We start from the raw sequence: 24,796 nt of genomic DNA on the forward strand, positions 1-24,796 counted from the left end.
TCCTCAGGCTTTGCTCACCTTAACCGCACACTTCTTAAAGTCGGTCTCTTTGGAGATCGGGTCCGTGGCATCCAGCATCAGCTTATTGACCAGCTGGCTGGCGTCGAAGAACGGCATAAAGGTCATGCCCTGGGGCGGCTTGTTGCGCCCTTCGGTTTCCACCCGAGTCTGCACCGTGCCCCGTCGACTGGTGACGGCCACCGCGTCCCCGCGCTTCAGGCCCCGCGCTTTGGCGTCCTCCGGATGCATGTAGAGCTTGGCGTTGGGGTAGGCGTTGTGCAGCTCCGGTACCCGGTTGGTCATGGTGCCGGTGTGCCAATGCTCCAGCACCCGTCCGGTGCAGAACCACAGGTCGTACTCTTTGTCCGGTTCCTCAACCGGCGGCTCATAGGGACTGGCGATCGCCACCGCTTTGCCGTCGGCATGGCCGTAGAAGTTAACGCCATCGCCCTTGGCGTAGGGGTCCTCGCCAACTTTGAAGCGCCACGGCGTTTCCTTGCCATCCACCACCGGCCAACGCAGCCCGCGGGTCTCGTGGTAAACCTCGAAGGGAGCCAGATCGTGGCCATGGCCTCGGCCGAAACCGGCGTACTCCTCAAACAACCCCTTTTGAACGTAGAAGTCGAAATCATCCGATTCGTCATTGAGCGGAGATTTGCATTCCGAACGGGGGAAGCGGTTGGTGGTGCCATTGGCAAAGAGCACCTGATAGAGGGTTTTGCCTTTCAGCTCCGGCGCACTCTCCAGCAGCTCTGCCGGCCACACCTCATCGGTTTTAAAGCGCTTGGAAAACTCCATCAGCTGCCACAGGTCAGAACGCGACTCCCCGGGTGCCTTCACCATCTGGTGCCAGAAGTGGGTGCGGCGCTCGGAGTTGCCGAAGCCCCCCTCCTTCTCCACCCACATGGCACTGGGCAACACCAGATCCGCCACCGAGGCGGTCACCGTCATGTAGGGGTCGGACACCACCAGGAAGTTGTCGGGGTTGAGATACCCCGGCAGCACTTCGTTGTTGGTGTTGGCGCCGGCCTGAAGATTGTTGGTGGTTTGGGTCCAGTAGCAGTTCATCACCCCGTCTTTCAGTTTGCGGCAGTGTTCAACGGCGTGGAAGCCGGGTTTCGGGGGAATGGTGCCGGCGGGCACCTGCCACACTTTCTCCACCTTGGCCCGATGATCCGGGTTCATCACCACCATATCGGCAGGCAGTCGATGGCAGAAGGTGCCCACTTCCCGGGCGGTGCCACAGGCGGCGGGCTGGCCGGTCAGGGAGAAGGGGCTGTTGCCCGGCTCTGAGATCTTGCCGGTCAGCAGGTGCAGGTTGTACACCGAGTTGTTGGCCCAGACGCCCCGCACATGCTGGTTAAAGCCCATGCACCACATGCTCATCACTTTGGTTTTGGGGTCGGCGTAGGCTTTGGCCAGCGCTTCCAGCTTGTCCTTGGGCACGCCGGACATCTCGGCCGCTTTCTCGAGGGTGTAGTCGGCGAGGTACTTTTTGTATTGTTCAAAACTGATCTCGGTGGTTTTGCCGGAGCCGGGATTTTTGGCTTGCTGCTCTCTGGGATCGTCCGGTCGCAGGCCGTAACCGATGTCCGGTGTGGCCTCGGCAAACCTGACGTGTTTCTTCACAAACGCCTCATTCACCGCACCACTCTGAATGATGTGGTTGGCGATGTAGTTCAGGATCACCAGGTCGGACTGGGGCTTCATGATCATGACGTTGTCCGCCAGATCCGCCGACCGGTTTTCCATGGTGGTCAGCAGGTGTACGCGGCAGTCGGGGTGGCTTAATCGCCGGGCTGTCACCCGATCCCACAGGATCGGATGCATCTCTGCCATGTTATGGCCCCAGGAGACAAACACGTCGGCGTGCTCGATGTCATCGAAATTGCCCATCGGCTCATCGATGCCGAAGGCCCGCATAAAGGCCACTACCGCAGACGCCATGCAGTGGCGGGCATTGGGCTCGATGTTGTTGGAGCGGAACCCGGCCTTCATCAGCTTAACCGCGGCGTACCCCTCCCAGATGGTCCACTGGCCGGAGCCAAACAGCCCGACGGAGGTCGGTCCCTTGGCCTTCAGGCTGGCTTTCCATTTCTCCTCCATCACATCAAAGGCCTGCTCCCAACTGACCGGAGTCAACTCACCACCCTTGTGGTATTTGCCCTCCTTCATTCTCAGCAGGGGCTGGGTCACCCGGCCATCGCCGTACATGATTTTCGACAGGTAGTAGCCCTTAACGCAGTTCTTGCCGTGGTTGACCGGACTCTCCGGGTCCCCCTGCGTAGCCTTGACCTGGCCATCCTGAGTGCCCACCAGCACCGAGCACCCGACTCCGCAGAAGCGACAGGGGGCTTTCTGCCATTTCAGGTCTTTGCCGGCCTCAGCTGCGCGCACCAGCGCCGCAGGCAACGTAGCACCAGCAACGGAAGCGGCAGCCAGAGCGGCCTTGGCTTTCAGAAAGCTGCGACGTGACACCTTCATATCCACTCTTCCTCTGTCAGGGGTTCGACCTGTTGGTAAACCAGCACGGTACTGAGCACGCCCGGGATGCCACGGATGTCATCCACCTTCGCCTGAATGGCGGGGCCATTGGTGCTTTCCAGGGTCACCACCAGTTTGTGTAAGGGGGTTTGCGCATGAACCTCTGCACCTTCGATGGCGGACAGGGCCGCCAGCACAGACTGCTGCGTGTCCGGGCGGTATTGCACCACCAGGCTGCTGATATGGTATTGAGACGCCATGACTCTCCCGAACGGCGGCTGGACGTCTTTACAAGATAGTTGAAATGGTTGAGCCCGCCGGATGGCGGGCTCAGAGGAAGAAAGTGAGGATCAGGTGTCGAGGTTGGCAAACTGCATCAGTGCGGCCAGCGAGTCGACTTCGAGCTTTTTCATCAGGTTGGCGCGGTGCACTTCGATGGTTCGCACCGCGACACAGAGGCTGTCTGCCATCTGCTTATTGGTGTGCCCCTTGATCACCAGTTTGAACACCTCGCGCTCACGCTCACTGAGGGAGTCGAGGCGGGCCCGCTGTTGCTGCTGGTCATAGCGGGACTGGCTGTGCTCCAGCCCCTTGCGCAGGGCCGCCGCCAGATCCTGCCCCTTCACCGGCTTCTGGAAGAAATCGAAGGCGCCGGACTTAAAGGCATCCACCGCCATCGGCACATCACCGTGGCCAGTCAGGAAGATCACCGCCAGCGGACTGTTGGCCGCCACCAGTCGACGCTGCAGGTCCTGACCACTGAGGCCCGGCATACGACTGTCGAGAATCACGCAACCGGGCTGGGACAGATCGACCTCCTGCAGGAACCGCTCACCGTCGTTGTAAGGCGTCAACGGCAAGCCGTAGCTCTCCATCAGAAAGCCGAGTGAATCGAGAATGGCGCTGTCGTCGTCAACCAAGTAGATGGCTGGAGCGATGGTCATGTGGAGATCCTCTGTGAGTGAACCTACGATAGGTATCTCATTTTGTGCAGCGGTGCGAATTGTGGATCGGTAACAGTGAGGCAGTTCACATCTGCGCAACAGTTAAGCCGATAAGCTGAGCCGATTCACCGCCCTGGAGTGCCCCCTTTGCCGTCGCTGCCCAAATACCTTCTGCCACTGCTGATGAGCCTGTTGGTTTTTCCGGTCAACAGTGCCGAACTCACTGTTGGGGTGCTGGCCAACTGGGGCTATCAGGCCGCCCAGGAGCGCTGGCAGCCGCTGATGCGACACCTGGAATCGGAGCTGCCCGGCACCACCTTCTCGGTGTTCCCGGGCACCTTTGAGCAGCTGAACCAGGCGCTGGAGTCAGGTCAGATCCAGTTTATCGTCACCAACCCGGGGCAGTACCTGTACCTGTCCAACCAGTACCCGCTGTCCTGGCTGGCCACCATGCGCTCGCGCCAGCACCAGGGCACCACCTACGCCATTGGCTCCGCCATTCTGGTGCGCGCCGACAGCCCCTATCGCACTCTGTATGACCTGAAAAACCGCACCGTGGCCGCCTCCGGCCCCCACGCCCTTGGCGGCTATCAGGCGGCGGTGGGCCTGATGCGCCAGCTGGGGATGCGACCGGAAACCTACTTTAAGCAGGTGAACTTCCTCGGCTTCCCGCTTGACCCGCTGGTGTATCAGGTGCGTGACCGTCAGGTGGACGCCGCCATCACCCCGTTCTGCACGCTGGAGGAGATGGTGAAGCGCGGCCTGGTCAACCCGGACGATTACCGCATCCTCAATCCCAGCCACCCGCCGGGTTACGACTGCGAGGTGAGCACCGCGCTCTACCCGAACTGGTCATTTGCCGCCAGTGAGAGTGTCGACACCCGCACCACCAAAGCGATCACCCAGGCGCTGCTGGATATCCAGCCGGACCACCCGGCCGCCATCGCGGGCCAGTTCTGGGGCTGGACCTCGCCCATCAGCCAGCTCAAGGTGATCCAGCTGTTTTCCGAGCTGCGTGGCCCCACCGAGCGGCTGACTTACTGGCAGCATTTCCAAAACTGGCTGAAGGACAACCGCCACTGGGGCCTGCTGGCGCTGGTGATCTTCCTGGCGGCCACTTTCTACCACTTCTGGCTGGAGTATAAATTCCGCCAGAAAAGCGAAACCCTGGTGCGCACCGAGCGTGCCCTGAAACAGAAAGCACTGCAGATGGAGCGGCTGCAGAGCGCCGCCATTATTGGCGAGATTGGTGCTGGCCTGGCCCATGAGATCAACCAGCCCATTGCTGCCATCACCAACTACAGCGAGGGCGGTATGGTGCGCCTGCAGAGCCAGACCAAGCCCGACACCGAGCTGTTGGCCCTGCTGGATAAGATCCACCAGCAGTCCTCCCGGGCCGGCGCCATCGTGCACCGCATCCGCGGCCTGCTGAAGCGCCGTGAAGCGGTGTTTGGCAAAACCAACCTGCTGACCCTGGTGGACGAAAGCCTGGCCCTGCTGCGCTCCGAGAGCGAACGCCACGGCATCCCAATCCGCTCCCGGGTTACCGGCGAACCCTACGTGGTGGAAGCGGATGCGGTGGGGATGCAGCAGGTGATGGTGAACCTGCTGAAAAACAGTCTGGATGCCCTGAAGGAGCATCCGCCGGAGCAACCGCTGATCTGGATTACCCTGCACTTCGACCCCGACCAGGTCACCCTGCAGGTGACCGATAATGGCCCGGGCCTGAGCCTGCCAGCGGAGCAGCTGATGGCCACCTTCTCCACCACCAAGGCCGATGGCCTGGGGCTGGGGCTTGCCATCTGTGCCGATATTGCCGCCGCCCACGACGGTCAGTTCAGCATCGACAATGGCCCGGAAGGGGGCTGTCAGGCCACCCTGCTGCTGCCCCATCAGCGCCGCTGATCCCCCCTTGTGGTTTACCACAATTGACGCCAACAAACGGCCCCGCTAGGGGCCGTTTTGCTGTCGATCCGGTTCACATTTTCACCACAACCCCCATTCGATATGTGGTTTACCACAATGTCCGCCTCCCACCCCCTTTGGGTATCTCTAGTGACGAATCCGGTGGCAGCGCCACCATCGCAATCGTCAGCGCCCGGCACGGAGCCGGGCTGAACAAGGGGAATCACGATGAAACTCGATCGGCGAACGTTCATCAAAGGGGCCGGTGCCAGTACCGCCGGCTGCGCCCTGGCCACCATCCTGCCGGGCAGCGTCGGGGCGATGGAGCCCGGTGCACTGAATGCCAAGGGCGAGGAGATCGCCAGCATCTGTGAAATGTGCTCCACCCGTTGCCCCATCTCCGCCCGGGTGGTGGGAGAGAAAGCGGTGTCCATTCTCGGCAACGCCAAGGCCAAGTCCTTTGGTGGCGCCGTGTGTGCCCGCGGTGGCGCCGGTCACAGCCTGCTGTACGACAAGCAGCGCATCGTGAAGCCCCTCAAGCGCACCGGCGCCCGGGGCGAAGGCAAGTGGCAGGAGATCGAGTGGAGTGAGGCCTACCAGCTGATCAGCGACAACCTCAACCGCATCAAGGCTGAGCACGGCCCGGAAGCGGTGGCGTTCTCCTCCAAGTCCGGTTCCCTGTCCGGCCACCTGTTCCATCTGGCCAAAGCGTTTGGCAGCCCGAACACCTTTACCCACGCCACCACCTGCCCGGGGGGTTACGTGATCGCCGCCAAGGCGATGTTCGGTGGCAAGATCAAGCGTGACCTCGGCAACTCCAAGTACATCATCAACTTCGGCCACAACCTGTACGAAGGGATCAACATGTCGGAAACCCGCGGCATGATGAAAGCCCAGATGGACAAGGGTGCCAAGCTGGTGGTGTTTGAGCCGCGCTTCTCCATCGTTGCCGACAAGGCAGACGAGTGGTTCGCCATCAAGCCCGGTACCGACGTCACCGTGGCACTGGCACTCTGTAACGTCCTGATCGAAGACAACCTGTACGACAAGGCGTTCGTGGCTCAGTACGTGGAAGGGTTCGAAGAGTTTGCCGCCGAGGTGAAAGCCTACACCCCGGAATGGGCTGAACGGATCAGCGACGTACCCGCCGCCGACATCCGTCGTATCGCGCACGAATACGCCGCTGCGGCGCCGCACGCCGTGGTGGATTTCGGCCACCGCGCCTCCTTCACTACCGAAGAGTTCGAACTGCGCCGCGCCCTGTACGCTGCCAACGTCCTGATCGGCAACATCGAGAAGAAGGGTGGCCTCTACTTTGGCAAGAAAGCCAAAACCTACAACAAGCTGGCCGGCGCTGATGTCACCCCCAGCCTGGGTAAACCGGGTGTGGAAGGGATGCCGAAAGCGACCGCCAAGCGCATCGACCAGGTGGATGAGCAGTTCGCCATGTGCTGGTCCTCCGGCGGCATCTACCAAACCGTGCTGGACGCCACCCTGCAGGGCGTGCCCTACCACCTCAAAGGTTGGGTGATCAGCCGCTCCAACCCGATGCAGACCATGACCGACCGCAAGCGCGTGGTAGAAGCCCTCAACAAGCTCGACTTCGTGGTGGCCTGTGACGTCTACATCAGTGAAACCGCCGCCTACGCCGACGTGATCCTGCCGGAGTGCACCTACCTGGAGCGCGACGAAGAGATCAGCGATAAGTCCGGCAAGAGCCCGGCCTACTACGTGCGCCAACAAGTGGTGGATGTGCTGGGCGACGCCAAACCGTCCTGGCAGATCTGGAAGGAGCTGGGCGATGCCCTGGGTCTGGGCCAGTTCTTCCCCTGGGACAACATGGACGCGCTGCAGATGGTGCAGGTGAAGGGCGATGCCCAGTGGCTGAACACCATCAAGACCGAAGGCTTTGTCAGCTACGGCGTACCGCTGATGCTGCGGGAAGCGAAGATGGTCAGCAAATTTGTGGAGAGCTACCCGGATGCCCGCACCCCGGACGCCGATGGCACCTACGCCAGCGCCCTGACCTTCAAAACCCCCAGCGGCAAGATCGAGCTGACCTCCGCCAAGGTGGAAGCGATGGCCCCGGGCCGTGGCGTGATTCGTTACCGTGAAGTGCGGATGAAGAAAGCCGACGAGCTGTTCTTTATCCAGGGCAAAGTGGCCATCCACACCAACGGCGCCACCCACAACATCCCGATGCTGGCCAACCTGATGTCCGACAACGCGGTGTGGATCCACCCGCTGACCGCATCGCAGCTGGGCATCGAAAATGGCGATCCCATCCGCCTCCACAACGACACCGGCAGCGAAGAGGGCCACGCCCTGCTGACCCCGGGCATCCGCCCTGACACCGTGTTTGCCTACATGGGCTTTGGTTCCAAGAACAAGGAGCTGGCACGGGCCACCGGACGCGGCGTGCACTGCGGCAACCTGCTGCCCCACGTCACCTCACCGGTGACCGGGATGAACCTGCACACCACCGGCGTCAAGATCAGCAAGCGTTAATCGGAGATGGCTATGAACAAGCGTTATGTAATGGTGCACGACGAGAATAAGTGCATCGGCTGTCAGGCCTGCAACGTGGCCTGCCGCAGCGAAAACCAGGTGCCGGAAGGGGTGACCCGCATTCAGGTCCGCATCGAAGGGCCCCACGGCAACTTCCCGCACCTGCACTTTAAGTACAACCGGGTCTCCTGCGAACAGTGTGAAAACGCGCCCTGTGTGCATGTCTGCCCGACCGGCGCCGCCTACGTGGGCGAAGACGGCATCGTCTCCATCAAGGAAGACAAGTGTGTGGGCTGTCTCTACTGCGTCGCCGCCTGCCCCTACAAAGTGCGCTTTATCAACCCGGAAACCCGGGTACCGGACAAGTGCAACTTCTGTAAGGACACCCGTCTGGCCCGTGGCGAACAACCGGCGTGCGTCAGCGTCTGCCCGACCCAGGCCCTGACCTTTGGCGACGCCAACGACCCCAACAGCCCGGTACGCGAGCTGCTGGACACCACCATCAACTTCCAGAACAAGGCTCACCTGGGCACGCAGCCTCGGGTCTACCGCATTCCTGGCCGTAAAGGAGGGATCTCCGCATGAACAATATCTGGGGCGACATGGCGCAATACGATCCCGTCGTTTGGAACTGGATCATCGCTGTATACCTGTTTATGGCGGGCCTCTCTGCCGGCAGCCTGCTGGTGGCCATCGGTCTGCGTTGGTACAAGGAGAAGCGCGGTTTGCCGGTGGAAGGTCTGCCGGTGATCAAAGCGTCGGCACTGATTGGCCCACTGGCGATCTGTGCCGGTATGGGACTGCTGGTGCTGGACCTGACCAAACCGTTCCACTTCTACCTCATCCTGATCAACTACAACCTCACCTCGGTGATGGCCTGGGGTGTGATCGCCCTGCTGGTCTACATCCCGCTGGTGTTCGTTTACGCCGCCCTGGTGTTTGAACGTCCGCTGGTGGAGAAGGTGCCGGCCCTGGCCGGGATGCTGAAGGTGGCCCGCACCCTCGAAGGCACCCTGCTGAAGGTGATCTTCGCACTGGCCCTGGCGGTTGGGGTGTACACCGGCTTCCTGCTGTCGGCGATGATCAGCTACCCGATCCTCAACACCGCAGTGCTGCCCGCCCTGTTCCTGGCCTCGGCCCTGAGCGTGGGTTCGGCCGGTAACATCCTGGTGGCCACCCTGTTCTTCAACAAGAAGGCCTCCGACTGTATCGAACAGGTGCACCGCATCGAGTACCCGGTGGCCTTTAACGAAGCGCTCTGCCTGGTGCTGCTGTTTGTTGGCCTGAACTTCTCCGGTCCGGCTGCGCAAGCCGCCACCGCCGCCATCACCACCGGCACCTGGGCCAGCGTGTTCTGGATTGGCGTGGTGGGTCTGGGCCTGGCGGTACCGGTACTGGCGAGTGTCTTTACCCCGGCCAAGCTGAAGCACAGCCGCGGCTTCCTGATTGCGGTGTCCTGCTGCACCATCATCGGTGTGCTGTCACTGCGTCACTTCGTGGTGTACGCCGGACAGAGCTACATCAGCTGAATCCGCCCCTCCCCTGAGGCAACCCAAAGCCCCCGCTTAAGCGGGGGTTTTTTCGTTGATGCAAACACCGAGATCCTGATTGTAAGAACCGCTGAATAATTACACTGCCAATACAAATTTCCTAAGTGCTCACCTATTCCTCGTCATGCTCACCATGATAGAAAAGAGTTCCGAAACCACTTCGCGTTTTATAAAAGGAAGCTGTCGCGAGTAGTCGGATAACTAAGACTAACCTTAAGTAATATTTGATAAGGAACATTGATTATGAAAGAGCTCAATCAACAAGAACTGCTGGAAGTTAATGGCGGAGTGATCCCACTGCTTATCGGCTTGGCAGCACTGCTTTATTCTGCTGAGGCACATTAACTTGACAGTGGCAGGAAGGAGTTTTCTTCCTGCCTTTTAGAAAATGATAAAAGTTGAAAACCTCCTCTACTCAATCGGCTCCAACACCATAATTAAAAATCTAAGCCTTGAATTTGGTCATGGGGATACACTCGTTACTGGCCCCAATGGATGTGGGAAAACCACATTACTTATGATCATTTGTGGCCTGATTAATCCAACACGCGGCTCTGTAACCGTTGATAAGGCGTTCCAGTCGGGAACACAAACATTTTCCCTATCTACTGAAGCCATCACTCCACCGCAGAACTTTACGGCCTCACAACTTCTATCGCTATTCAATCGGTATAATCATGTTGACGCAGAAAGGCAATGTGAGCTCATTGATAAAACAGAGATGTGCCAATTTCTCAATTTCAATATTGGAGAGTTATCCACTGGCTCAAAAAAGAAGCTATCGTTGATTACCGCAATATCTAAACGATCAAAAATACTGCTGCTTGATGAACCTTTTAATGGGCTGGATAATGAAAGTCTCTTAGTATTTGAGTCAACCCTTTCGGATGACACCCGAGGAAAAATCATTGTTGATCATAACAATAAATTGAAGATTAACAACACCTTCCATCTTGGCTGAGCATTCATCAGTGGTAAACTACATATCTAAATCGAGAAGGAAACCAAATATAAAACCAGACTCTGGTTCCTTAGCTATATTTTTGACCATTATCCTTATTTCCCCATTGGTAATGTTCTTTATCCCTGTACCTGGTTATATAATTCTGTCCGAAAACCAAATCCATACAAAAATAATATGCATTGCCGTCTATATAGCATTCGGGTTTGGAGAGTCGGTTTATTATCTATCGAGCTGGAACAGAGAAGAGATAATCTACTTCGTATACAGCTACGGAAAGCGTAGAACCGCAATCAAATTTGCCATAACGTTTTTTAGCCAAGGTTTAATATATCATTTCATCGTTCTCTCACCATTTTTTGTCGATTCAAGCATAGAAATGAATCCAGTATACATTTCACTGGCCTACCTCGGACTTCTAGTGATTTTGCTAATCAACTTAAACTTAAAAATACGCGGATTTAATATATCATTTAAGATTGATTATTTATCAATAAAACTACTTCTGATAGGTTTATCATCGGATATGATTCCCAGTGCAGTCGCTTTGGTTACTGCGTCCATAATATACCTATGGATAAAATCAGCGATTCCCATCAATGAGATGTATGCTTTTTATGCCCTGTTTATTTCAATAGTCAACCTTTTACTCGTGATATCGATAATAAGAAAAATGAAAAGTAATCTTAACGCTCACCGCCATTTCATCAATGTAACAAATCCTTTTCTGTTCAAGAAAATCATGCTTTGTCATAAAGTATTGAGTTTCTCGCTATTTTCTATCTTTATCCTAGTCATCCAGATTATTTGACGTTTTGCGTAGTAACACCATCCCCTTGCATTGGCTCTGGCCCCTCGCCGGCAGCCCCATGAACGGCACCGGATGACTGCGGCGCTTCGTGATGTACGCCCTACAATCCGACACTCTCTGGTCCTCCCCCTCTCCTTGCGATCGCCACTTCCCCGCGGAGGCCGTTCTTATATTCCTACTCAAGAATAAAACGCGAATATTCAGACAAATAGAGAATAAAGCGATTGATTATTCCAATTATTTACCTTAATTATTATCAATGTGTCATTAACCCGTCATACAAATCATAAGCTTACGATTTTCCCACAGTAACATTAACGTGACTTAAATTAGGATTGGTTAAACAAGATCATTCTGTTGAATAAATTCAAAAAAACTGACAAAAAGCCTCATGCCAAGGGCTACAGCGCGGCGCAATGCCACTTCATCAAGTCAGTAAAAGCATCAGATTCAAAAATAATATTGTCAAATAATATCAGCAGATTAACCGCGAGAAGATTATTCTCATTTTTCACCTTCCCAACGTTAAATAAGGCGTCATATATTGATCATAATCAATAGCGAAAAATCATCGTCTTAGTCGCTCTGCTTTACTTGTTTTTGGAGGCATCCAAGCCAAGGAGAGCATTATGAAAAAAAGCACGCTTTTTCCATCACTGATATGGGCCTCGCTGTTCCTCCCAACTCTGGCTCTGTCGCAACCGGTGCTCAGTCCAACCGGAGCCCCCATCCTGCTATCCGGTGGGGAGGGTGAACAAACCCCCGATCTGGACGCCACCTCAAAGACCAAGCTGGTCCGGCTGACCAACGGCGGCGCCTCAGATGGGCGCCTGATCACCGTCTTTGCCGATGGTTGGGGCAGCAGTGCATTCCCTGCCGGACATCGGGTGTATGACGTAAAAGCCGACATCGAGCGACCGGCCCGCGACATCTTTGCCCGTTATTCGGATGACGATGGCCAAACCTGGTCAGACACCGTCAACCTGTCGCAAACCGCTGCGCTGAGCTCCATCGCCACGCTCTGGCAGGGTGAAGACAGCGCGATCGCGCCGTTCTACGGCGACTCCGACAAACCCAACATCTTCAACTCCGGCACCATGGTGGTGGTCAGTTGGGTCGATAAGTATTGCGATCCGGACCAGCAAGGCAGTGTCAGCTACATCGAGCGGGACTTTCGCGAGATCCCCTTCAGCTGTGTCTACAGCGTCCGCTCCATCGATGGCGGCGCCACATGGCAACCTGCCCAGCGCCTCACCTCCGGCATCCGGGATGCCAAACAGGACGTCAATCGTGGCAGCAGCAAAGCCTGGGTCATCACCTGGCAAGAGGACCCGGCCGGATTGCTGCTCGGTGAAGCCGAAGGGCCCGGTCACGGTGCCTCAGGCGCCATCGTCTCCCACGGCACAGACATCTGGTACAGCTCGATCAGCACCGCATTCCCGGAAGGGGGCAAGCTGTCAGATAGTCCCTTTGGCAAAGGGATGCCGTTCTCGCCGCCAAGCCGAATCACCAACAACTGGACCAAGATGGAAGACAAGCGCAACGACGGCGACCCTATTCAGTCGGGGACCGAGGGCGCTTCCCGGGCCAATCTGGCTCTGGTCGGCGGTACCGTCGTCGTCGCCTATGAGGAGACCAAGGGCACCGAGGGGATCGACGAGGGGAAATACATCCGCTATCACAGCTTCCCCTTCAATCAGCCCCCCGCCAGCGTTGCCAATGCCTGCCTGAGTGAACTCAATGGCACCCCGCAGGATTGCCAGGATGACAACCTGCCCCCCAACGCCCAACTGCCTCAACGCATGGGCTGTATCCTCAGCGCACCGGAGCAGAACGGACGCCGGGTTCGCTTCCTGCCTCAAGCCAAACCGGGCCCTTCCGGCACCAAGTTGTTTATCTTCTGGAAGCAGGGTGAGTATGACCAGGGCGGCCCCTCCGACATCGTTGGACGACTGGCCACCGATTTTGCCGACCTGTCCAGCTTCCATCCGGCGCTGAACGTTGCTCCCGCCGATATCGTGGGCGGCTGCCTGATACGGGGTGAAGACGACGCCACCGAGCCGCTGCTGCAGGGCGCTTTTGCCAATGCACCCGCCATGAACCTGAGCCACGAGACCCCCCTTGGCGGTGATCTGGCCGCGCACAGCGACGACAATCCGATCGAGGATGCCCGCGCCCACCGGGGCTACATCCGCGGCGATACCCTGATCCTGGGCTACAGCTATACCCCCGATCTGGTGTTGGCACGCGCCACGGATCTGGAGCACTACAACTTCTGGATCCGGCGCTCGCTGGATGGTGGCCACAGCTGGGAGGCCGCCAGGGACATCACTTCCGAGTTGATCCTGGCGTACGTCAATCAGCACCCGGACTACACCGCAATGGCCCAGATCGACGTCAAAGAGCCTCGCATCGTCAAAGCCCCCGGCAGCAGCCCGGTGGCCTGCCCGACCGGCGATCCTGACGACCCCAGCACCACCGACCCGTCATTGTGCAGCAACCCGGAAGGCTTCATCGTTGCCGGTGGTCTGGTGGAGAACACCTATGAACACCTCGGCGCAGGCCGGGAGTTGGAGCTGTTCGTGACTCGCTCTCTGGACGCGGGAGCCACTTACGAGACGCCGCTCATCTTCACGGCCGCCAACAGTGAGGATTATGAGTCGCAACTGCGGGTCAGCCCCGACCTGAGCCAGACTTACGTGGTCTGGAACAGCGCCACAGAGGCACAGGGCGTTAACGGTTACTTCGTCACCCTGGCACCCCAGGAACCGGCACCGCAACCGCGCCGCATCACCTCCTCGGGGACTCTCGGCATGCTGGCACTGCTGATGTTGGGCCTGGTGCTGGCCATTATCCGTTTCAACTCAACGAAGCGGTGACAATCCACAGGGGGAGGCACCGCCTCCCCCCTTACGCCTGGCCATGCCAGCCATCCGGTTGATTATCTTCAGGCTCTGACTCCCCCCCAAAAAACGACAGCACGCCAGTTTACGGACACCCGGTTTCGACGCGCTTTGGCAGCGAAGTAATTGCTTGCCTTAATGGCCAAAATCCCTACAATCCGCCGCCTTCTCTTTGTCGTACTACTGAACGTTTTCATGACCAAAATGATTCAAGCCATGCTGATTCTGTCGGTACTGGCGCTCTCCGGCTGTGTGACCTTCCCGACTCCGGAGTCGGAGCAGGTCACCGTGATTTGGGATCATTCCGAGGCCATCACCCAATGCCAGCACAAAGGCACGGTGATTGGCTCTGAAGGCCACTTCTACGATTACTGGCTGCACGCCGATAAGGACATGGTGTGGGGTGCCCTGAACCAGATGCGGATCAAAACCGCAGCAATGGGCGGCGACACCCTCTACCTGTATCAGCCACTGGGGTTTCGAACCTCGGTGACGATGTTTGGTAATGCCTATGACTGCCGCCAGCAGCCCCAGGCAGCAGAGTAAAAGCGCCATAAAAAACGGCCCCGATATGGGGCCGTTTTTTGTTGGAGTCTGCCGCGCTTACTGGCGGGCTTCGTTCATCACCTGTTCCAGTGCCGCCAGGCACAGGGTGACGTTCTCTTCCCGGGCGGCGTAGCCCATCAGGCCGATGCGCCAGGCCTTACCGGCCAGGTCGCCAAGACCGGCACCGATCTCCAGATTAAAGCGGTTGAGCAGGGCGCTGCGAACGGCGCCATCGTCGATCCCTTCGGGGATGTAGACCGCGTTCAGCTGCGGCAGGCGATAAGCCTCCTCCACCACAAAGCCCAGGCCCAGCTTATCCAGACCCGCTTTCAGCTTGTCGTGCATGGCACGATGGCGGGCCCAGGCGTTCTCCAGGCCTTCCAGCTGCAGCAGGCGCAGGGACTCGTGCAGGGCGTACAGGCTGTTGACCGGCGCGGTGTGGTGGTAGCTGCGCTTGCCGTCACCGGACCAGTATCCCATCACCAGAGACTGGTCGAGGAACCAGCTGGAGATGGGCGCCTGACGGGCTTTCAGCTTCTCCACCGCGCGGGGGGAGAAGGAGACCGGCGCCAGGCCCGGCACGCAGGAGAGACACTTCTGGCTGCCGGAGTAGATGGCATCAATGCCCCACTCGTCGACGCGCAGCTCCACCCCACCCAGGGAGGTCACCGCGTCCACGATGCTCAAGACATCGTGCTCACGGGCCAGGGCACACAGGGCCTTGGCGTCAGACAGGGCGCCGGTGGAGGTTTCGGCGTGAACAAAGGCGAGGAACTTGGCGTCCGGATGCCGGTTCAGCGCATCCGCCACCTTATCCACTGACACCGGGGTGCCCCAGGCGTCGTCCACCACCACCGCTTCACCGCCGAGGCGTTCAACGTTCTGACGCATCCGTTCACCGAACACGCCATTGCGGCAGACGATCACCTTGTCGCCGGGCTCCATCAGGTTGACGAAGCAGGTTTCCATGCCGGCACTGCCCGGGGCGGAAACCGCGATGGTAAAGGCGTTTTCAGTCTGGAACGCATACTGCAGCAGCGCTTTGACCTCATCCATCATGGCGATGAAGGTGGGGTCGAGGTGGCCCACGGTGGGCTTGCCCAGGGCCTGCAGCACCTGCGGGTGAACGTCGGAGGGACCGGGGCCCATCAGGGTCCGGCGTGGCGGGTTGAAAGGTTGGATTGTCATCACTGGCGATTCCTGCTCGTTGACGCAAAGTTCCGGGTCAGATTGACCAAGTTATCATAGTTTTCTCACCCGTTTCGTTGATGGGACCATAAAAAAACCGGCGCCTGAGCGCCGGTTTTGTATCGGGATTTGTCGACCCTTATTCGGTGGTCTCTTTGGCCAAAGCCGCCTCGGCATCGTTATCGATGGTCTTGGCGAACAGGGTGTACATCACCGGCACCACGAACAGGGTAAAGAAGGTCCCCACGGACAGGCCCACGGTGATCACCAGGCCGATGTTGAAGCGGGATACCGCACCGGCGCCGTCAGCCAGTACCAGCGGCATCACACCCAGTACCATCGCAGCGGTGGTCATCAGGATCGGACGCAGACGCAGGGAGGCAGAGGCAATCACCGCCGCCGCTTTGTCCAATCCGGTCCGCTGCAGCTGGTTGGCGAACTCCACGATAAGAATACCGTGCTTGGAGATCAGGCCCACCAGGGTGATCAGGCCCACCTGGGTGTAGATGTTCAGGGTGGCCACACCCAGGAACAGCGGGATCATCGCACCGAAGATGGAGAGCGGTACGGTCACCAGTACCACCACCGGGTCGCGCCAGCTTTCAAACTGGGCAGCCAGTACCAGGAAGATCACCACCAGCGCCAGGGCGAAGGTGACGTACAGGGCAGAGCCCTCCTGCTCGTACTGACGGCTCTGACCGCCAAAGTCGTAGGCGTAGCCGGACGGGGCGATCTCCAGCAGCTTGCTGGACAGGAACTGGTGCGCGTCACCAATGGTGGCGGAGCCGGGCATCGGCATCGCTTCAATGGTGGCGGAGTTCAGCTGCTGGAACTGGGTCAGCGCGTTGGGGATCACCTCTTCGGTGATCTTCACCACGGTGGACAGCGGCACCTGCTGGCCGGATTCGGTCAGCACGTACAGGTCAGCAATGGACTCCGGGGTCATCCGGAACGGGCCATCGGCCTGCGGAATCACCTCGTAGCTGCGGCCCTGCATGTCGAAGTAGTTGGTGCGGAAGTCACCCAACTGGGCTGCCAGCACGGCACCGATGGACTGCATGGAGATGCCGAGCTGGCCGGCTTTCTCGCGGTCGATCATCACGTGCACCTGCGGCTTGTTCAGCTTCAGGGTGTTGTTCACCACCATAAACATGCCGGACTTGAGGGCTTCCTCTTTCAGCTGTTCCGCCACTTCATACAGTTGGGCGTGGTCCATGGTGGAGGTGATCACAAACTCCACCGGCAGGCCCATGGCGGTACCCGGCAGGGCGGGCGGGTTCACGGAGAACACGTCCATACCCGGGATCGACTTCACCATGTTCTGCAGGATCGGCTGAACCTCCATCTGGGTGCGCTCACGCTCACTCCAGGGCTTCAGCACCATACCGGACATAAACTGGTTTTCCGTCGGGTAGCCAGCAAACATAAAGGTTTGCTCGTACTCCGGCAGGCTTTCCGCCATCTTCTGGAACTGCTTGGCGTACTCGAAGCTGTAGTTCACGTTGGCGTTATCGGGGCCGGTGGCGATGTTGAAGATAAAGCCACGGTCCTCGGTGGGCGCCAGTTCAGAACGGGTCAGCATAAACATGGCGCCAATGGCGAACAGCAGCAGAACCGCCGCGCCCAGGATGGGGCCTTTGTAGTCGCGGACAATGTGCTCCAGCAGGCTGTGATAGCCGTCCTTCAGGCGACCGAAGTTCACGTCCAGCCAGTGAACGAACTTGCCTTCCAGCGCCTGCTTGTTCAGCAGCTTGGCACACATCACCGGGGAGAGGGTCAGCGCGATAAAGCCGGAGATCAGTACCGAACCCGCCAGGGTAAAGGCGAACTCAGAGAACAGAGAGCCGGTCAGGCCGCCCATAAAGCCGATGGGGGCGTACACCGCCGCCAGGGTGATGGTCATCGCGATAACCGGCATGGCGATCTCGCGGGCACCAATCACCGCAGCACGCACCGGAGAGAGACCCTCCTCCAGGTGTCGGTGCACGTTCTCCACCACCACGATGGCGTCATCCACCACCAGCGAGATGGCCATCACCATCGCCAGCAGGGTCAGCAGGTTGAGCGAGAAGCCCATGCCCATCATAAACAGACACACGCCCACCAGGGAGAGCGGTACGGTCACGATGGGGATCAATACCGAGCGCAGTGAACCCAGGAACAGGAACACCACCATGATCACGATGACCACGGCTTCGCCCAGGGTTTTCACTACTTCGTAGATGGACTCTTCGATGTACTCGGTGGAGTCGTGGGACAGGTGCTGCTCCATGCCCGGCGGCAGATCGCGGGCGATGTTCGGCAGGATCTCACGAACGTCCTTGGCCACATCCAGCGGGTTGGCATCCGGGGTGGTGTTGATGCCGATGTAAACCGCCGGCTTACCGGTGTACACCACGATCACCTTGTCGGACTTGGACGCCAGCTCAACGCGGGCCACGTCCTGCAGCTTCACCACCTGCTGACCATCGGTCTTCACGGTGATGTTGCGGAAGGACTCCACGTCCTGCAGTGAGGTGGAGGCACGCACCGGGGTCACGGTCAGGGAGTCACGGATCTCACCGGCCGCAGACTGGAAGTTGTTGCTGGCCAGAGCACGGTTGATGTCATCGGCAGATACGCCGTTGGCACGCATCCGCACCGGGTCCAGCCAGATCCGCATGGCGAACTGCTGCTCACCAATGATCTCCGCTTCCGCCACGCCATCCGCTTCGGTCAGCTTGGGCTGAACCACACGGCGCAGGTAGTCGGTCACCTGCACGCCACTCATGTTTTCACTGGTGTAAGCCAGGTACATGATGGCGCCACCACCGGCGGTCTCCTTAGCGATGATCGGCTCATCGATGTCGGTCGGCAGGCGGCCTTTCACCTCGTTCAGTTTGGTCAGCATCTCCGCCATCGCGGTGTTGGCGTCGTAACCCAGCTGCAGGTACACCTCAAGCTGGGAGAAGCTGGCCCGGGAGGTGGCCTTGATGTAGTCGATCCCTTCGGTGGAGGCGATCGCCTCCTGGATCGGGGTGGTCACAAAGCCCTGCACCAACTCCGCGTTGGCACCGGGGTACGTGGTGGTCACGTTGATCTGACCGATCTCCATGTCCGGGTATTCCCGGACCTGGAGATCCATCAGCGCTCGCACACCAAACACCAGCAGCAGTACGTTCAGTACCACTGCCAGCACCGGGCGGCGAATGAAAATATCAGTAAACATCCAGGATGCTTCCTCTTACTGCTTGGCCAGCTGAACCAGCGCTTCGTTGGCCAGCTTCATGGTGCCGGCGGTAACGACCTGCTCACCGGCAGTCAGACCGGACATCACCGCAACGGTATCACCGCGACGCTCACCCACCTTGACGTACTGGCGGTAAGCACGCAGCTGGCCTTCGTTGTCCTTGCGGACCACGAATACGGCGTCACCAAACGGGCTGTAAGTGATGGCGGTGGAGGGCACGGTAACCGGGTTGATCGGGTCGCGCTTGAGCAGACGGATGTCAGCGTACATACCCGGGGTCAGGCGACCGTCGCTGTTCGGCACTTCGGCACGAATGGCGATGTTACGGGTGTTCTCATCCACCTTGGCGTCCAGTGCAATCACCTTGCCCTGGAAGTCCACGTCGGAGTAAGCACTGGTACGGAACAGCACGGTCTGGCCTACGTACAGGGAGGGCAGGTATTGCTCCGGCACGGAGAAGTCAGCGTACAGGCTGGACACATCCTGCAGGGTCACCAGGGACTCACCGGCCTGAACGTACTGGCCCAGATCCACTTTACGGATACCCAGCACACCGGAGAACGGCGCAGTCACCGCTTTCTTATCGATGGTGGCTTCGGTTTGCGCCACGGCAGCCAGGGCCACTTTCAGGTTGGCGCTGGACTCATCGAACTCGGTCTCAGAGATGTTGCGGCGCTCAAACATGGTCTGGTTACGCTCAAACTTCACCTTGGCCAGCTCCGCCTGGGCGCGGTAGCTCTGCAGGTTGGCCTGCTCAACGCCGTCGTCCAGTTGCAGCAGCAGATCGCCTTTGTTGACCTTCTGGCCACTGCGGAAGTACAGGCCTTCCACCAGTCCGCTCACTTCGGCAGACATCTCGATGCCCGCTTTGGCAGTCAGGGTACCCACTGACGCAATTTCAGGGCGCCACTGTTCAGATTTGGCTTCCACCACGGAGATGGTGGCTGGCGGCGGCGCAAAACTGGCCAGCTGGGCCATGCCCTGCTGGATCTGCTGATATTTGATGCCACCCAGCACCAAAAGGAGGATCAGAAGGCCTCCAATGACCAACGCACTGCGTTTAAACATCCACTGCTTTCCTTTCTAAAGAACCGGCCTGCCGCCGTTGCGGCAACAATGCATAACCGAGAATTGATGGGAACGAGAATTCCGTTCCGGGGAACAAGTTAATCCGACCGTAAATGAAACCACAGGGATGCTGAAATTAAGCTGAACTGTCTCACTGTTTTGTTAATGAGCAGAACATTTTTTCGACCCAATCTCAGTAGGTTGCTAAGAAGATTACGAAAAAGGGGGCGAACGCCCCCAGATGTGATGATTTTGCTTTAGCCTCGCAAGAAAAAGCGGTATGCAGGACTGTTGCTGACCTCTTCGCAATCCATATCAAGGGCACACAGCTGCGCCCACAACTCGGCAAAGTCGGCGTCGCTCACCTCCATGCCCAGCAATACGCGGCCCGCCGCGGCACCGTGGTTGCGGTAATGGAACAGCGAGATGTTCCAGCGACTGCCCAGATCGGTGAGAAAACGCTCCAGGGCCCCCGGCGCTTCCGGGAAGCGGATCTGGAACAGTCGCTCATCCAGCGGTTCCGGTGGCAAGCCGCCCACCATATAGCGCACATGCAGTTTGGCGGTTTCGTCCGCCGACAGATCTTCGTGGGGATAGCCCGCCTCGCTCAGGGCATGGAGGATCTGCGCTTTCTCCTCGCTGTGCTTGAGACGGATGCCGACAAAGACGTTAGCGCGGTCGCGGCCGGAGAGTCGATAATTGAATTCGGTGATTAACCGCCTGTCCAGTAATCGACAAAACTGCAAGAACGCCCCTTGCCGTTCAGGAATGGTCACCGCCAGCACCGCCTCCTTGCCCTCGCCCAGTTCACAGCGCTCCGACACGTAACGCAGGCTGTGGAAATTGACGTTGGCGCCGGAGAGGATGGCGGCCAGATTCATCCCCGCGCCGCCCTCAGCGCAGTAGCGTTTCAGTCCGGCCAGGGCCAGTGCTCCGGCGGGTTCGGCAATGGCGCGGCGATCTTCATAGATGTCCTGTACGGCCGCGCAGATCTCGTCACTGTTGACGGTGATCACCCCATCCACACAGTGGCGGGCCAGCTCAAAGGGCGCGTCACCAATGCGTTTTACCGCCACACCGTCGGCGAACAGGCCCACCCTCGGCAGAGTCACCGGGGCATCGGCATCCAGCGCAGCCTTGAGGCAGGCCGCGTCTTCCGGTTCCACCCCATACACCTTGATGTGTGGCGCCAGCGCCTTGAGATAAGCGGCGATGCCGGCGATCAGCCCGCCGCCCCCCACCGGCACAAACACCGCGTCGAGGTCCCGCTTCTGTTGCAGCAACTCCTGCCCCACCGTGCCCTGCCCGGCAATCACCGCCGCATCATCAAAGGGCGCCACCATGGTCAGCCCCTCGGACTCACTCAGTTGGCGGGCATGCTGGTAGGCCGCATCAAAGTTATCGCCGTGCAGCACCACTTCGCCGCCATGGCGGCGTACCGCATCCACCTTAATGTCCGGGGTGGTTTGCGGCATTACGATCACCGCCCGTATCCCCTTGGCACTGGCCGCCAGCGCCACCCCCTGGGCATGGTTGCCCGCCGAGGCCGCAACCACCCCGGCCCTGGCCTGTTGCACGCTCAGACTGTGGATCTTGTTGTAGGCACCCCGCAGCTTAAAGGAGTGCACCGGCTGCTGATCTTCCCGCTTCAGCCAGACCGAACGGCCCAACCGACCGGACAGGCGATTCAGTGGGTCGAGCGAGGTTTGCACCGCCACATCGTAAACCGGCGCCAGCAGGATCTGACGCAGGGTCTGTTGCACCAGGCCTTCACCACCATTCATGCCCCATCCTCCAGCTTGCTGAGATCCCGCACGGCCCCCTTGTCTGCGCTGGTGGCCAGGTGGGCATAGGCTTTCAGCGCCGGCGACACCAGGCGCTCACGGTTGGGGCGATAACGGCAGTGTTCGGCGCGTTGGGCCAGCACTTCGGCGCTCACCTGCAGCTCAATCCGCCGGTTGGGGATATCGATGGCGATGACATCGCCCTCCTCCACCAGCGCAATGGTGCCGCCGCTGGCCGCTTCCGGTGATACGTGGCCGATGGAGAGGCCGGAGGTGCCGCCGGAGAAGCGGCCATCGGTGATCAGGGCGCAGGCCTGACCCAATCCCATCGACTTGAGATAGCTGGTGGGGTAAAGCATCTCCTGCATGCCGGGACCGCCTTTCGGCCCCTCGTAGCGGATCACCACCACGTCACCGGCCTGCACCTGACCGCCCAGAATGGCGCTGACTGCCGCATCCTGGCTGTCGAACACCCGCGCGGGGCCGGTAAAGGTGAGGCAGGATTCCGCCACCCCCGCGGTTTTCACCACGCAGCCATCGGCAGCCAGATTGCCGGACAGCACCGCCAGTCCGCCGTCCTGACTATAGGCGTGGTCAATATCGCGGATGCAGCCGTTTTGCCGGTCCACATCCAGGGTGGGCCAGCGGCAATCCTGGGAGAACGCCTGGGTGGTGCGGATCCCCGCCGGGCCCGCCCGGTAGAACTCCGCGACGCTGGCACAGGGGGCGTTGGCCACATCCCGCTCGGCCAGCACGGCCGCCAGCGACTGCCCCGCCACGTGGGGCACCTGAGTGTGGATCAGGCCGCCCCGGGCCAGCTCGGACAGCAGGGCCATCACGCCCCCGGCCCGATGCACATCTTCCATATGGTATTGCGGGGTGGCGGGAGCCACCTTGCAGAGATTGGGCACTTTGCGCGACAGCACGTCGATGTCGCTCATGGTAAAGGGCACCTGGCCCTCCTGAGCGGCCGCCAGCAGGTGCAGAATGGTGTTGGTGGAGCCGCCCATGGCGATGTCCAGCGCCATGGCGTTTTCAAACGCCTGGCGGTTGGCGATACCGCGCGGCAGGGCGGTGTCATCCTCCTGTTTATACCAGCGGTGGCACAGTTCAACGATGCGTCGACCCGCTTCCAGAAACAGCCCTTTGCGGTCGGCGTGGGTGGCCAGCATCGAGCCGTTGCCCGGCAACGCCAGGCCCAGCGCTTCGGTCAGGCAGTTCATGGAGTTGGCGGTAAACATGCCGGAGCAGGAACCGCAGGTGGGGCAGGCGCTGCGCTCAACTTGTTCGCTCTGTTCGTCAGAGACATTGGGATCCGCCGCCTGCACCATGGCGTCCACCAGATCGAGCTTGATGATCTGATCCGACAGCTTGGTTTTGCCCGCTTCCATCGGCCCGCCGGAGACAAAGATGGTGGGGATGTTGAGGCGCATCGCCGCCATCAGCATACCGGGGGTGATCTTGTCGCAATTGGAGATGCACACCAGCGCGTCGGCGCAGTGGGCATTCACCATGTACTCAACCGAGTCGGCAATCAATTCCCGGCTGGGCAGGGAGTAGAGCATCCCCCCATGACCCATGGCGATGCCGTCGTCCACGGCGATGGTGTTGAACTCCTTGGCCACCCCACCCGCTTCCTCAATGGCGCCCGCCACCAGTTCCCCCATGTTCTTCAGGTGCACATGGCCGGGCACAAACTGGGTAAAGGAGTTGGCGATGGCGATAATGGGTTTGCCAAAGTCGTCGTCGGTCATGCCGGTGGCGCGCCAGAGGGCACGGGCCCCCGCCATATTACGGCCGGCGGTGGTGGTGGCGGATCGAAGCTTCGGCATAACGGTGTCCTTGGTCGGGGTTGGCCCCGCACAGATGGTGAAAAAAAGGGGGCCGCCCACGCCCTGGTGTCGGCCCCGTCAGCACAAGCGTGGCGGTTACAGTTCCACCGCCATGGTGTGAGCGGCAAACGCCTGCTCATCGCTGGGAGTGTGGACGTAATCGAGCCAGCCCCACTTGTCTTCGGTGTCGCCGGTGAACAGGCCAAAGAACGCCTTTTGCATGGCGCCGGTGATCTCACCGCGGCGGCCCTCACCGATGGTGATGCCATCCACCGAACGCACCGGCACAATCTCGGCGGCGGTGCCGGTCATAAAGATCTCGTCGGCCAGGTAGAGCGCTTCCCGCGCCAGTGCCTCTTCACGCACGGTATAACCGGCGTCACGGGCCAACGTCATGATGGTGTCGCGGGTGATGCCCGGCAGGATGGCGGCGGTCACCGGCGGGGTGTAAAGCACGCCGTTTTTGACGATAAACAGGTTCTCACCGGCCCCTTCGGAGATCTGGCCGTTGACGTCCAGGGCGATCCCCTCGGCATAGCCATGACGTCGGGCTTCGCCGGAGATCAGCTGGGACGAGAGGTAGTTACCACCCGCTTTTGCTGCGGTGGGCATGGTGTTGGCCGCCAGCCGGTTCCAGCTGGAGACGCACACATCCACGCCAGTTTCGGCACTCTCATCACCGAGGTATGCGTTCCAGGGGAAGGCCGCCACAATCACCTCAGCCTGGCTGCCGGCAGGCACATTCAAACCCAGGCCGACATGGCCATAGAACGCGAGAGGGCGGATGTAGGCGCTGTCGAGGCCGTTCTGGCCTACCGAGTCGCGACAGGCCTGCTCAATCTCCTCCACACTCCAGGGGATCGGCATGCGGTAGATTTTGGCGGAATCAAACAGGCGCTGAATGTGTTCCTTCAGACGGAACACCGCCGGGCCCTTGGGGGTGTGGTAGGCGCGAATCCCTTCGAACACCGACGAACCGTAATGCAGGGCATGGCTGAGGACGTGCACCTTGGCATCCTGCCAGGGCACCATCTCTCCATTAAACCAGATGTAATCGGCTTGGCTCACGGTGAATACTCCTTC

General features: G+C 59.5%; 17 protein-coding genes. 8 read left to right on the plus strand and 9 right to left on the minus strand.

All coding sequences use genetic code 11. From position 1 onward, the window contains the following. Positions 1 to 3: 3 nt before the first annotated feature. The 3 genes from napA to FBAL_RS18560 all read right to left on the minus strand — a co-directional run bounded on the left by napA (position 4) and on the right by FBAL_RS18560 (position 3,428). Positions 4 to 2,484: a nitrate reductase catalytic subunit NapA gene (gene napA, locus FBAL_RS18550; RefSeq protein WP_013347133.1), complete on the minus strand. Its 2,481-nt coding sequence runs from the start codon at positions 2,482 to 2,484 to the stop codon at positions 4 to 6. After that, a complete protein-coding gene (locus FBAL_RS18555) occupies positions 2,481 to 2,744 on the minus strand; it encodes a chaperone NapD (protein WP_013347134.1) in 264 nt (87 codons plus the stop codon). The genes napA and FBAL_RS18555 overlap by 4 nt, the downstream gene beginning before the upstream one ends. A 90-nt stretch (positions 2,745 to 2,834) precedes the next feature. After that, complete coding sequence (locus FBAL_RS18560) at positions 2,835 to 3,428, minus strand: response regulator transcription factor (protein ID WP_013347135.1); 594 nt, start codon at positions 3,426 to 3,428, stop codon at positions 2,835 to 2,837. A 138-nt stretch (positions 3,429 to 3,566) separates the two neighbouring features. Here FBAL_RS18560 and FBAL_RS18565 point away from each other — a divergent pair, with 138 nt between their 5' ends. From FBAL_RS18565 to FBAL_RS18600, 8 genes are all read left to right on the plus strand, one after another. Next, complete coding sequence (locus tag FBAL_RS18565; protein WP_425357357.1) at positions 3,567 to 5,333, plus strand: sensor histidine kinase; 1,767 nt, start codon at positions 3,567 to 3,569, stop codon at positions 5,331 to 5,333. 228 nt (positions 5,334 to 5,561) lie between these two features. Next, positions 5,562 to 7,841, plus strand: a complete 2,280-nt coding sequence (gene phsA / locus FBAL_RS18570) for a thiosulfate reductase PhsA (protein WP_013347137.1) — start codon at positions 5,562 to 5,564, stop codon at positions 7,839 to 7,841. A gap of 12 nt (positions 7,842 to 7,853) precedes the next feature. Then, complete coding sequence (locus FBAL_RS18575) at positions 7,854 to 8,426, plus strand: 4Fe-4S dicluster domain-containing protein (RefSeq protein WP_013347138.1); 573 nt, start codon at positions 7,854 to 7,856, stop codon at positions 8,424 to 8,426. Further along, positions 8,423 to 9,370 carry an NrfD/PsrC family molybdoenzyme membrane anchor subunit gene (gene nrfD, locus FBAL_RS18580; protein ID WP_013347139.1) on the plus strand — a complete coding sequence of 316 codons (948 nt, stop codon included), beginning with the start codon at positions 8,423 to 8,425 and terminating at the stop codon, positions 9,368 to 9,370. Before FBAL_RS18575 ends, nrfD begins: the two co-directional genes overlap by 4 nt. Positions 9,371 to 9,634: 264 nt before the next feature. Then, complete coding sequence (locus FBAL_RS20025; RefSeq protein ID WP_083771256.1) at positions 9,635 to 9,736, plus strand: class IIb bacteriocin, lactobin A/cerein 7B family; 102 nt, start codon at positions 9,635 to 9,637, stop codon at positions 9,734 to 9,736. A gap of 43 nt (positions 9,737 to 9,779) precedes the next feature. Beyond that, positions 9,780 to 10,352 carry an ABC transporter ATP-binding protein gene (locus tag FBAL_RS18585; RefSeq protein WP_013347140.1) on the plus strand — a complete coding sequence of 191 codons (573 nt, stop codon included), beginning with the start codon at positions 9,780 to 9,782 and terminating at the stop codon, positions 10,350 to 10,352. A gap of 1,440 nt (positions 10,353 to 11,792) precedes the next feature. Next, positions 11,793 to 14,042 carry a sialidase family protein gene (locus tag FBAL_RS18595; RefSeq protein ID WP_013347142.1) on the plus strand — a complete coding sequence of 750 codons (2,250 nt, stop codon included), beginning with the start codon at positions 11,793 to 11,795 and terminating at the stop codon, positions 14,040 to 14,042. A gap of 219 nt (positions 14,043 to 14,261) precedes the next feature. Continuing rightward, positions 14,262 to 14,612, plus strand: a complete 351-nt coding sequence (locus FBAL_RS18600; RefSeq protein ID WP_013347143.1) for a DUF4156 domain-containing protein — start codon at positions 14,262 to 14,264, stop codon at positions 14,610 to 14,612. Positions 14,613 to 14,669: 57 nt separating this feature from the next. Here FBAL_RS18600 and FBAL_RS18605 read toward each other — a convergent pair whose 3' ends face one another. The 6 genes from FBAL_RS18605 to FBAL_RS18630 all read right to left on the minus strand — a co-directional run bounded on the left by FBAL_RS18605 (position 14,670) and on the right by FBAL_RS18630 (position 24,781). Then, positions 14,670 to 15,800, minus strand: coding sequence for a pyridoxal-phosphate-dependent aminotransferase family protein (locus FBAL_RS18605; RefSeq protein ID WP_013347144.1), 1,131 nt, complete (start codon positions 15,798 to 15,800; stop codon positions 14,670 to 14,672). Positions 15,801 to 15,939: 139 nt separating this feature from the next. Further along, positions 15,940 to 19,008 (minus strand): efflux RND transporter permease subunit, encoded by a 3,069-nt coding sequence (locus FBAL_RS18610; protein WP_013347145.1) that lies wholly within the window; start codon positions 19,006 to 19,008, stop codon positions 15,940 to 15,942. Positions 19,009 to 19,023: 15 nt separating this feature from the next. Further along, positions 19,024 to 20,097 carry an efflux RND transporter periplasmic adaptor subunit gene (locus FBAL_RS18615; protein WP_013347146.1) on the minus strand — a complete coding sequence of 358 codons (1,074 nt, stop codon included), beginning with the start codon at positions 20,095 to 20,097 and terminating at the stop codon, positions 19,024 to 19,026. Between the two features lie 257 nt (positions 20,098 to 20,354). Further along, positions 20,355 to 21,881, minus strand: coding sequence for a threonine ammonia-lyase, biosynthetic (ilvA, locus tag FBAL_RS18620; protein ID WP_013347147.1), 1,527 nt, complete (start codon positions 21,879 to 21,881; stop codon positions 20,355 to 20,357). Then, on the minus strand, positions 21,878 to 23,713 hold the full coding sequence (ilvD, locus tag FBAL_RS18625) for a dihydroxy-acid dehydratase (RefSeq protein WP_013347148.1): 1,836 nt from the start codon (positions 23,711 to 23,713) through the stop codon (positions 21,878 to 21,880). Before ilvD ends, ilvA begins: the two co-directional genes overlap by 4 nt. A gap of 96 nt (positions 23,714 to 23,809) precedes the next feature. Beyond that, a complete protein-coding gene (locus tag FBAL_RS18630; protein ID WP_013347149.1) occupies positions 23,810 to 24,781 on the minus strand; it encodes a branched-chain amino acid transaminase in 972 nt (323 codons plus the stop codon). Positions 24,782 to 24,796: the final 15 nt, after the last annotated feature.

Source organism: Ferrimonas balearica DSM 9799 (assembly GCF_000148645.1).
GTDB lineage: Bacteria > Pseudomonadota > Gammaproteobacteria > Enterobacterales > Shewanellaceae > Ferrimonas > Ferrimonas balearica.

Bases quoted from the DNA above. Each gene is read 5' to 3' on its own strand.
- FBAL_RS20025 (WP_083771256.1), top strand. From the start codon at position 9,635: ATGAAAGAGCTCAATCAACAAGAACTGCTGGAAGTTAATGGCGGAGTG.
- nrfD (WP_013347139.1), top strand. From the start codon at position 8,423: ATGAACAATATCTGGGGCGACATGGCGCAATACGATCCCGTCGTTTGG.
- ilvD (WP_013347148.1), bottom strand. From the start codon at position 23,713: ATGCCGAAGCTTCGATCCGCCACCACCACCGCCGGCCGTAATATGGCG.
- FBAL_RS18560 (WP_013347135.1), bottom strand. From the start codon at position 3,428: ATGACCATCGCTCCAGCCATCTACTTGGTTGACGACGACAGCGCCATT.
- FBAL_RS18610 (WP_013347145.1), bottom strand. From the start codon at position 19,008: ATGTTTACTGATATTTTCATTCGCCGCCCGGTGCTGGCAGTGGTACTG.
- FBAL_RS18600 (WP_013347143.1), top strand. From the start codon at position 14,262: ATGACCAAAATGATTCAAGCCATGCTGATTCTGTCGGTACTGGCGCTC.
- phsA (WP_013347137.1), top strand. From the start codon at position 5,562: ATGAAACTCGATCGGCGAACGTTCATCAAAGGGGCCGGTGCCAGTACC.
- ilvA (WP_013347147.1), bottom strand. From the start codon at position 21,881: ATGAATGGTGGTGAAGGCCTGGTGCAACAGACCCTGCGTCAGATCCTG.
- FBAL_RS18555 (WP_013347134.1), bottom strand. From the start codon at position 2,744: ATGGCGTCTCAATACCATATCAGCAGCCTGGTGGTGCAATACCGCCCG.
- FBAL_RS18585 (WP_013347140.1), top strand. From the start codon at position 9,780: ATGATAAAAGTTGAAAACCTCCTCTACTCAATCGGCTCCAACACCATA.
- FBAL_RS18605 (WP_013347144.1), bottom strand. From the start codon at position 15,800: ATGACAATCCAACCTTTCAACCCGCCACGCCGGACCCTGATGGGCCCC.
- napA (WP_013347133.1), bottom strand. From the start codon at position 2,484: ATGAAGGTGTCACGTCGCAGCTTTCTGAAAGCCAAGGCCGCTCTGGCT.
- FBAL_RS18595 (WP_013347142.1), top strand. From the start codon at position 11,793: ATGAAAAAAAGCACGCTTTTTCCATCACTGATATGGGCCTCGCTGTTC.
- FBAL_RS18615 (WP_013347146.1), bottom strand. From the start codon at position 20,097: ATGTTTAAACGCAGTGCGTTGGTCATTGGAGGCCTTCTGATCCTCCTT.
- FBAL_RS18575 (WP_013347138.1), top strand. From the start codon at position 7,854: ATGAACAAGCGTTATGTAATGGTGCACGACGAGAATAAGTGCATCGGC.